Genomic DNA, 8,443 nt, shown 5'->3' on the forward strand with positions numbered 1-8,443 from the left:
GTGCGAGGTGTGGCGGCCGACGACGTTGGGGCGGGCGCGGTGGCGGATGTGCTGGGGGCGGTGGACTGGGGCGGCACGGTGGCCGGGATCGGGTGGCCACGGCGCCAGCGGTAGGTGCCGTTGCTGAACCGAGCCCGTGGGTCGGTGTCCCAGGCCACGACGGGACCGCGGTGTTCTGCGTCGAGGGGGATCACTTCGATGCCGTGGTGCGGGTGCAGGACGTACCCCCAGTCCAGGCCCCCGTGGGACTTCTCGGTGACGGTCCTCGGCTCTGGCTCGGCTGCGCCGACGGTGATGACGTGGACGTTGTCGAGCTTCCTGCTGGGGTGTTCGTCGCTGCCGACGAGTTCGGCGCGCAGGGGTTCGGGAGTACTTTCGAGCAGGTCGGTGCCCAGCTGGGACCAGCCTTCGGGCGCCTCGTCGATCAGGTGGCGGCACAGGGCATCGAGGTCAGCGCCGAAGCGGTACTGGTAGGCGCCGAGCAGGAGGGGGAGGTGATGGCTGGGGTAGCCGTCCCAGTGGACGTACACCCCGGCGTACCCGGTGTCGGTGGGGCGGGCGATGAAGGAACGGGTGGCCAGAAGTTCTCCAAGATCGTTCGGATGGTTGGGGAGTGACGCCCGTGCGTCAGGGGCGTCGGCGTACGGGATGGGCGCCTGGGCCGTCGGGGGCCCGGCGGTGCTGCTCGCCGACAGCGGGCGCGGGGGCAGGCCCTGTGCCTGGTTGCGCGTCAGCGACTGGGGTGGTGACCGCCTCAAGTGCCCGTTTAAGGCTGCGCAGCGCGGCTGCGTGGCCGAGCGTGACACCCAGCTGGCTCTCCACCGGAGCGGCGGTGCCGGGGCAGGGCGCGAGTCGGTGGGCGTCGGCGAGACCGCCTGCCAGGTTGTACACGGCGACCAGCTGGTCCAGCACAGGCACGAGCGCAGCCTGCGCGCTGCCGGTCTGAGGCGGGACCAGGCCGGCGGCGGTCTCCTCGATGTGGTGCTGCCAGGTGGTCAGGCGGGCGTGGACGAAGTCGTCGTTGGTCGGGCTCATCGCTGCTGCCCCCTGCGCGGCGCGACGCGTGCAAGGGGCGGGTAAGAGCGCGGGCCGTCGGGGGAGGGGATGGTGATGTGGAAGCCCTGGAGGCGCAGGCGGTGCACGCTGATGGTCATCTGGCGTCGGGCCGCCTCGGGGGTGAAGGCGTCCGGGAGGTGGCATTCGCCGGTGGCGGGGTCGAGCAGGAACCCCCCGCGGGCGAGCAGCTCGCTGACGGCCCCGAGGTAGCCGGTGCGGATCCGCGGACGCTGTTGGGCGTCGAGGGTGACGTGGACCTGGAGGTGGCCGGGGCTGCTGCGCCGGATCGGGGTGGCCGACGAAAGGCGGTAGTCGGTCAGCAGCCGGCGGTGCAGCCGGGCCGCGGCGCGGACGGGGTCGGCGGGGATGGCGATGCCGCGCGGGGCTCTGAGGCCCTGGACGTGCTGGTGGCTGGTGTTGGCGGGCAGCATCGGCAGCCCCAGGTACTCGGCTGGGCGGTAGGGGCGGGGCATGACGTACAGCTGCAGGCCCCAGTGGTGCGTGAGCACGCTTCGCTGGACGCCGTCCGTTTCGAACGCGGCGTACGGCAGCGGGCCGCTGTCCCAGATCCGGCCGCTGGCCGGGTCGGTGGCGATGGGTACCGCGGTCGAGGAGGGCTGCCAGCCGGGCAGACGGTCGGCGAGCGCTCGGGTGAACTCGGTTATGTGCAAGGGCGGTTCCTCATCTGGTGGGTAGTCGGGGTGGCCGCGGGGATCAGCGAGAACGGGATGGGGTAGCGGTGGCCGAGGGCACGGTGGTCGCGGCCGGTGCCGTGCAAGTGTCGGCTGCAGCACGCAAGTGCTTCGCGGCGCGGGCGAGGTGGATGCGACTGTCGCCGAGGTGGTCCACGAGCCCTTGGTGCGCGGCGGTGACCGCTCGGTCGCGGGCGGGGCCGGGGGCCTGGCGGGTGAGGTCGGCGAGATGGCCGAGGTGGTGGACGGCGGCGCCGAGGGCGGCGAGCGCGAGCCCGGTGGGTTCGGCGGCGCTCGCGAGCGCGAGGGTCGTGCGGCGCACCGTGGCCGTGGTCCGGGCCGGGTAGCGGGCGGCGGCCCGGTGACGGAAGGCGCTCTCCCCGGCCAGGAATCCCAGCAGGCGGGTCAGATGGCGGACTTCATCGTCCAGGATCTCGCTCAGCGCAGGATCCGGGCGGATCTGGTCGGGGAGCGGAAGGTGATCGGCCACGGTGTTGAGCCGGTCGGCCACGTCGTGCAGCAGCATCCGCTGGTCGGGATTGGACAGCGGCAACTCCTTGAAATGGGGCCCGGGTTCTACCGCAGGGTGACGGACCTTGAGGCTGCGGACACCGTCGGCAGTGCCTTGGCCACGGCTGCTGATGCCGGAGCGGGAGGCGGGAGGGGAGCGGCGCGGCGGAAGTTGACCCCGATGCCCTGGAGCGTGAGCCGCTGGGTGGCGAGCTGGACCAGCAGGGCGCGCTTCTTGGGACTGTAGGAGGCCGGCAACACGAAGGCGAACTCGTGCGGGCTGTACTGGAAGCGGCAGCCGAACAGCGTCATGTGCGCCTCTTCGGGCACCGAGTCGTACGGTGCTCCCACCACACCGTCCGGGTACCAGACCAGCGTGAGGGTCTGGGCGACCTCGGGCGCGGGCTGGCGGTGCGGCGGCTCGGGCTGGATGAGGGTGTTGTGGCGGACAGCATCCAGGGCTGCCCGGTAGCGGGGCAGCACGCGTCGGATGACTGCGGTAGCGGCTCGGACCGGATCGTTGGAGACGGCGATGCCGTTCGGCTCACGCACCGGGGAGATCTGGTGGGTTTTGAAGCCCTCGGGCTCCAGCGGGGTCACCACGAACTGGTGGCGGTACAGGGGCCGGTCGGTGACGTAGAGCTGCTGTTCGTGGGGGCCGTTCAGGACTGCGTCATGGCCGAGGACGTACTGGCTGACGATGTGGTCGACGTGGCCGGCGTCCCAGAGCCGTTCGACGGTGGGGAACTGGTCCTTGTACGCAGGGTGGCGGTGATACTCGCTGGTCCAGGTGCCGGGCAGGCGTTCGGCGAGTGCGGAAGCGAAGGCGGACAGGTCGGTGCGGGGTGTGGGCATGGGTTCCTGAGGTGCCGAGGCGGGTGGTTGATCCGTCGGCGGTCAGCGCCGTGGTCCTCCCGACCCGGGCTGCGGTCCGGGCGGTGCCGGGGGTGTGTCGGGAGCGGTGCGGGTCTGCTTCAGGAGCGCGTCGCGGTCCGGGGGCGGGTCGTAGTGCGCGCGGAGGATCTTCAGATCCGCATCGGTCGCCATGGCCAGCGCTGAAGCGATGCTGCTGGCGGCGCCGTGGAGTAGCCAGGGCGGTGACTCGGGTTCGGCTCCGCGGTTTTGGCCCTTCCACTGGGCCGTGGCGGCCAGGTGCTCGATGACCTCGTTGAGGAATGGCTCGACCGCGTCCAGCAGGGAGTTGAGGACGGTGCTGAACTCGGCCGGAGTATCGGCCGCGTTGAGAGCCTCGCGGAACGGTCTCAGGTCCGGTGCGGGGAAGGGCTCGGGCGGCAGGGCGTGCTGCGTGCGGAAGGCTTCCGCGTCGCGATCGGCCCAGCGGCGCAGGTCGTCCTTGGTGGCGGAGCGTGTGTGGTAGGCGTGGATCTGGTCGGCGGTCCGGCCTACGTTGTCGTACATCTCGAAGTCGGGGTGCTGCAGGGCGTCCTTCCTTTCTCAGTGGGGGCTTGGGTTCGCCTCGCGGCGGCATGGGACGGCCGACGTATGGCAGACCGCACTGCCGGGGCAGGCGCTGTTGTGGGGCTGGGAACGAGGGTTTCCGTGGAAGGGACTTTCGGGTGTGCGGCGCCGAGTTGGCGCGCGAGGGCCCTTGAAGGCTGGGATGTCGGTATGCATGAACCCGCTGGGGTTTTAGTGCATACGGGCGTCCGTATCGAACAGGGCCAGCTCGTGCGGGTGGAGCTGATGTTGGACGATGAAAGATCGTCCGGCGACGCGCCAGAGCCCGCGTCCGCGGTTGAGGTGGGCGATCGCCTCGGTCTCCACGGTGGTCAGGCCCAGCAGGGCGGCTGCGGCGTGGAGTTGGTCGGTTTCCTGGCGGTAGATGATGCGGGTGGAGCAGTCGGCTAGGAGACCCTCGGCGAGGGCGCGGCCCTGGGAGCCTGCGTCGCCGGCGCTCAGCAGGTCGGACAGCCGGTGGATGACCATGAGGTTGGCGATGCCCAGGCCGCGGGAGAGTTTCCACTGAGACTGCATGCGTTGGAGGAGGCCGGGGTGGCGCATCAGGCGCCAGGCTTCGTCGTAGACGATCCAGCGCCGTCCGCCGTGGGGGTCGGTGAGTGCGGATTCCATCCAGGCGCTCGCGCAGGTCATGGCGAGGACGAGGGCTGTGTCGTCGCCGGAGCCGCCGAGCCTGGACAGGTCGATGGTCAGCATCGGCGAGGTGGGGTCGAAGCGCACGGTGGAGGGCGCATCGAACATTCCGGCCAGGTCGCCGTGAACCAGGCGGCGCATGGCGTGGGCGAGGTCGCGGGCGGCCTCACCGAGCCTGCCGGACATGAGACCTGCGGCGGCGTCGAGTTGGTCGGGGTTGTTGAGGGTGGTCGCGATGTCCCCGAGGAGCGGGGTGCGGCGTGTGGCGGCGGCCTGGGCGACGACCGCGTCGAGGGAAACGTCCAGCGCGGTGTGCTCCATCGGCAGCAGGTCACGGCCCAGGACGGTACGGGCGAGGGAGCCGAGCAGGAGCAGACGGCGTTTGCGGATTTCGCCCGCCCAGTCGGCCTCCGGTACATCTGCCGGGCGCGGCGCGGCGTCCAAAGGATTCAGCTTGCCGGGCAGGCCGGGGCCCAGCGCGATGGAAGTGCCGCCGAGCGCGGCAGCGACCGGGGTCCATTCGCCCTTGGGATCGCAGGGCACGTAGACGCGGTAGCCGTGGGCGATGGACCGCAGCGCGAAGGACTTGGCCAGCGCGCTCTTGCCCTGGCCGATCACCCCGGCGAGCAGGACGTTGGGGTTGGTGAACCCTTCGAGGCGCCCGTACAGGGAGAACGGGTCGAACGTGAACGACGCCTCGGCGTGGACGTCACGGCCGATGTAGATGCCCTCGGCGCCCAGGCCGCCCTCGGCGAGGAAGGGGTACGCCCCGGATGCGGTGGCGGTGGTCATGCGGTGTTGCGGCAGTTTCAGCCGTCCGCCGCGGGCGGAGCCGGGTCCGGGACGGCCGCGGGGTGGGTACAGCGGTGGCGGCATCTCGGGCTCGACAGCATCGTGGCCGTCCGGGTGGGCGGCGGCCTCGGAGCGGGCCTTGGCGGCGGCTTCGGCGAGTTGACGCCGGGCGGCCTTGCGGCTGGCCCGGTCGGTGCCGTTCGGGGTGAAGAGGGGACTGGCGCTGGCGCGGCGGGCTCGGCGCGCGGGCCGGTGGGTCATGACGGAGCGGCTTTCACGTGACGGCGTCTGCGAGCAGGGGGATGTGGCTCAGACCGTCGGTGAGGCGCTGAACAGGTGCTTCCCGTAGCCCTTGCCGTCGTTGTTCCAGTCGAGGTGCAGTTCGCCGTCGGCCAGGCCGCGAGCGGAGCCGATCGTGTAGCTGAGGACGGGTGTGGTGTAGCTGTTGTTGTAGTTGGCGTTGGAGTCGCTGTTCTCCAGCCGCGACTCGATGCCGTAGTACTTCGCCGACTTCTTCACCGGGTCGGTACCGGACTGCGAGCGCTTGACCTGCAGCTTGAAGTAGGCGTCGTCGAATATGGTGCTGTCGTCGACCTGCCCGTACGCCGGACCGTCCCAGCTGATCTTGGCGTAGGTGTAGACGGTGGAGCCGGAACGCTTCGCGCACAGGCGGACTGTGACGTCCCAGTTGTCCGCCCACGGCCCGGAGTACGCGGCGTCATCGATGCTCTTCTTGCTGGTGGTGCACTTGTAGTCGGCCGCGGCGGCGGGGTAGGCAGTCGCGAGAGCGGCGCTGCCAGCGAGTGCGGCGAGGACAATCGTGGTGGAAGTGGCGCGCTGAAGCGTGCGCATGCAATGCCCTTTCGTCGGCGGGGTGTTACTTGCTGCAGGTAGTGGTGTGGCCGTGCAGCGGGGCGTTGAGGTCGGTGGAGGTGGCCTTGCGGCGGATCGCGTGGGAGGCTGCCAGGTGCCGCTGGCAGATGGTCAGCACCAGCGGGCCGTCCGGCAGACGCTCGGGCTGGCACTCCTCGGCGGCGGTGCCTTCGTCCTCGGCGGGCACGGTGTGGAAGGCGTCGTGCACGGCGGCGGTGGCCTGCCACAGGCGCAGGTGGGCTGCGGCCAGATGACGCCCGGCGGCCGGATGCGGGAGCCGGGTGGTGTCGGTGAGCTGGTCGAGCAGGTGGTGGGCTGCGGTGAGGTGGGCGTGCAGCGTGTCCAGATGCAGGCGGTCGGCCGGCGTGCAGGAGGCGGCGTGGGCCCGAGTGTGGTGGCGAAGGCCAGCGGTGGCGGCGCGGAGGTAGGGGTGCGCCTCGATGGTGCGGGGAGTGGTCAAGGGGTTCCTTGCAGCCCTGAGCGGGGCGAGGTCAACGTTGTGGCGGAGCCCGGTCGGTCAGGGGGCCGACCGACGGGGAGTGTGCGGGCGGCTGTGGGGCGTCGTGGCCGGGGCAGCTTGGAGGGCGAGAGTTGCGCGTATGGCCCGGTCCTGGGCCGGTGTGGCGCTGGCGAAGGTGTACTCGGTGCCGCCCCAGCCTCCGCGGCAGTCGGTGTAGGCCCGGTAGGCCGGGGTGACGATGACGCGGTAGTCGTATCCGTCGACCGGCACGGTGGCCATCTGTCCGAGGTTGGTGGCGGTGAAGCGGGCGGTGCGGGCGGCGGCGAACACCGTGTCTGCGGTGGTCTGGTCGAGGGCGTGGGTCATCGGCGCACTACAGGGCGGTGCGGGCGAGCGGCAGGGCAGCAAGGGCGAAGGCGTCGGGCTGCTGGTAGTACAGCCGTCGCAGGTCGACCTGGGCGGTGACGGCGGCGGTCTCGATCTGCGCGCACGCGGCGTCGAGGGCGGCGTCGGACTCGGCGCTGACGGTGAGCAGGCCGGTCAGGGCGACGTCGGCGTGGCCGGCGATCAGTTGGCGCTCGCGGACCTTGACGTCCGCGTACTCGACGGAGTCGGCCTCGGAGTCCACTTGTCCGCGGCGGGCACGCTCGTTCGCGTCGGCGACGATGGCGGCCTTCTTGCGCTGGACGTCGCGAAGCGCGGACTCAAGCCCCTGCGGCGCGTATATCAGGGACAGGCTGCGGCGTACCCCGGCAGTGAACATCATCCCGTGCAGGAACCCGGCATGGGTTTCGGTGCGGGGCCAGTTCTCGATCCAATAGGTGGCGTGGCGGGCACTGTCGGTGCCGAGGCGGTCGTACTCCTCGACCTGGACGACCGGCCCGGCCGCAGCGGGGTCAGCCTCGGCCCGTCCGTTCAGCGACCACTGCTGGAGGGCGGAGAGGGCGTGGGGATCGTAGGCGGTGCGGATGACTGCGGCGATCTCCCGCGCACCCAGCCAGCCGGTCACCATCAGTCCCGCGCTGCGGGCGGCGAGGGCGATCGCCGAGGTGGTCTGCTCCAGGACCGTGAACGCGCCGGGCAGCCCGCCACCGGCCTGGCTGATGAGGCGCTTGGCGGCCTTGAGGTCCAACGAGATGGCGAGGTATGCCTCGTGCGGGGCGGCGGCCGGGCCAGCGGAGGCGACTAGCTCGGAGTACACCTGCCCGGCTACGGGGGTGCCGCGCTGGCCGTGCTTCGCCCAGTGGCGGGCGAGGGTGTCGCCGGAGTCGGGGACGGTGCGTTCCAGGACCTGCACGGTGGCGACGTGTCCGGTGCGGGCGATGCCGGCCAGGGCCCTGCCCCAGCCCGCCACGTTCGAGTTCTGGGTGGCGGGATCGAGCAGGGCGTACGCGCGGCTGCTGACCCGGGCGATGGCGGTGAGTCGTTGGTGGTGCGGGTCGTGGACGGCGGCAGCCTGGTTGGCGGAGTCGCCGGGGGTGACGACCTTCAGCGAGGCGGCGGTGCCGGGCAGGTGCAGCACGCCGTCCTGGCGGGGCCGGGAGACCGGCCGGGCCAGCCACAATGTCTGGCCGGTGCGGCGGCGGTGGGCGTAGCGGGCGACGACCGGAGCCCAGTCGATCAGCGACCTGCCGTTGCGGCGGATGGTGACGAGGGCGGCGACGCTCGCCCAGAGCGGGGTCAGCGCGATTGCGCCGAGCAGTCCAGTGGTCACCACCGTGATGAGCAGGAGGGCCAACGCGCTGGAGACGAGGAGGAGTTGGGGGTGGGAGAGGCCGAGGAGGATGCCGCGCCGGGAGCGGTGCGGGAATTTGACCGTGATCGGGGAGACGGAGAGTTCAGACAAGGGCCGGTTCCGGGGAGCGCGGGGCGGGGCCGGGACGGCACAGTCGCACGGGGAATGCGGGTGCCGTCCCGGCGCGGGGCAGGGTCAGAGGCCGGTGGGCGG

11 protein-coding genes are annotated in these 8,443 nt (G+C 71.5%); all 11 read right to left on the minus strand.

Annotated features, from left to right (window positions below):
• A partial coding sequence (locus AOJ26_RS11585; protein WP_053848169.1) for a hypothetical protein occupies nt 1-530 on the minus strand: 530 nt, incomplete at its 3' end.
• Nucleotides 531-627: 97 nt separating this feature from the next.
• Nucleotides 628-1,035 (minus strand): hypothetical protein, encoded by a 408-nt coding sequence (locus AOJ26_RS41280; protein ID WP_063790263.1) that lies wholly within the window; start codon nt 1,033-1,035, stop codon nt 628-630.
• Complete coding sequence (locus AOJ26_RS11595; RefSeq protein ID WP_053848160.1) at nt 1,032-1,727, minus strand: hypothetical protein; 696 nt, start codon at nt 1,725-1,727, stop codon at nt 1,032-1,034. Before AOJ26_RS11595 ends, AOJ26_RS41280 begins: the two co-directional genes overlap by 4 nt.
• Nucleotides 1,728-1,770: 43 nt before the next feature.
• A complete protein-coding gene (locus AOJ26_RS11600) occupies nt 1,771-2,301 on the minus strand; it encodes a hypothetical protein (RefSeq protein ID WP_234358531.1) in 531 nt (176 codons plus the stop codon).
• A 23-nt stretch (nt 2,302-2,324) separates the two neighbouring features.
• Nucleotides 2,325-3,113 (minus strand): hypothetical protein, encoded by a 789-nt coding sequence (locus AOJ26_RS11605; protein WP_053848162.1) that lies wholly within the window; start codon nt 3,111-3,113, stop codon nt 2,325-2,327.
• A 42-nt stretch (nt 3,114-3,155) separates the two neighbouring features.
• Nucleotides 3,156-3,677, minus strand: coding sequence for a hypothetical protein (locus AOJ26_RS11610; protein WP_053848163.1), 522 nt, complete (start codon nt 3,675-3,677; stop codon nt 3,156-3,158).
• Between the two features lie 231 nt (nt 3,678-3,908).
• Entirely contained in the window at nt 3,909-5,423 is a 1,515-nt protein-coding gene (locus AOJ26_RS11615) for an ATP-binding protein (RefSeq protein ID WP_053848164.1), read from the minus strand.
• Nucleotides 5,424-5,471: 48 nt separating this feature from the next.
• Complete coding sequence (locus AOJ26_RS11620) at nt 5,472-6,014, minus strand: hypothetical protein (RefSeq protein ID WP_053848165.1); 543 nt, start codon at nt 6,012-6,014, stop codon at nt 5,472-5,474.
• A gap of 25 nt (nt 6,015-6,039) precedes the next feature.
• Nucleotides 6,040-6,495: a DUF6238 family protein gene (locus tag AOJ26_RS11625; RefSeq protein ID WP_053848166.1), complete on the minus strand. Its 456-nt coding sequence runs from the start codon at nt 6,493-6,495 to the stop codon at nt 6,040-6,042.
• Between the two features lie 57 nt (nt 6,496-6,552).
• On the minus strand, nt 6,553-6,861 hold the full coding sequence (locus AOJ26_RS11630) for a hypothetical protein (RefSeq protein WP_053848167.1): 309 nt from the start codon (nt 6,859-6,861) through the stop codon (nt 6,553-6,555).
• A gap of 7 nt (nt 6,862-6,868) precedes the next feature.
• A complete protein-coding gene (locus AOJ26_RS11635; RefSeq protein ID WP_053848168.1) occupies nt 6,869-8,341 on the minus strand; it encodes an SCO6880 family protein in 1,473 nt (490 codons plus the stop codon).
• Nucleotides 8,342-8,443: the final 102 nt, after the last annotated feature.

This window comes from Streptomyces sp. NRRL B-24085 (assembly GCF_001282115.1).
Taxonomy (GTDB): domain Bacteria; phylum Actinomycetota; class Actinomycetes; order Streptomycetales; family Streptomycetaceae; genus Streptomyces.

What these genes read in the sequence shown, in the direction of transcription:
- AOJ26_RS41280 (WP_063790263.1), bottom strand. Translation starts at nt 1,035, where the DNA reads ATGAGCCCGACCAACGACGACTTCGTCCACGCCCGCCTGACCACCTGG.
- AOJ26_RS11605 (WP_053848162.1), bottom strand. Translation starts at nt 3,113, where the DNA reads ATGCCCACACCCCGCACCGACCTGTCCGCCTTCGCTTCCGCACTCGCC.
- AOJ26_RS11610 (WP_053848163.1), bottom strand. Translation starts at nt 3,677, where the DNA reads ATGTACGACAACGTAGGCCGGACCGCCGACCAGATCCACGCCTACCAC.
- AOJ26_RS11615 (WP_053848164.1), bottom strand. Translation starts at nt 5,423, where the DNA reads ATGACCCACCGGCCCGCGCGCCGAGCCCGCCGCGCCAGCGCCAGTCCC.
- AOJ26_RS11620 (WP_053848165.1), bottom strand. Translation starts at nt 6,014, where the DNA reads ATGCGCACGCTTCAGCGCGCCACTTCCACCACGATTGTCCTCGCCGCA.
- AOJ26_RS11630 (WP_053848167.1), bottom strand. Translation starts at nt 6,861, where the DNA reads ATGACCCACGCCCTCGACCAGACCACCGCAGACACGGTGTTCGCCGCC.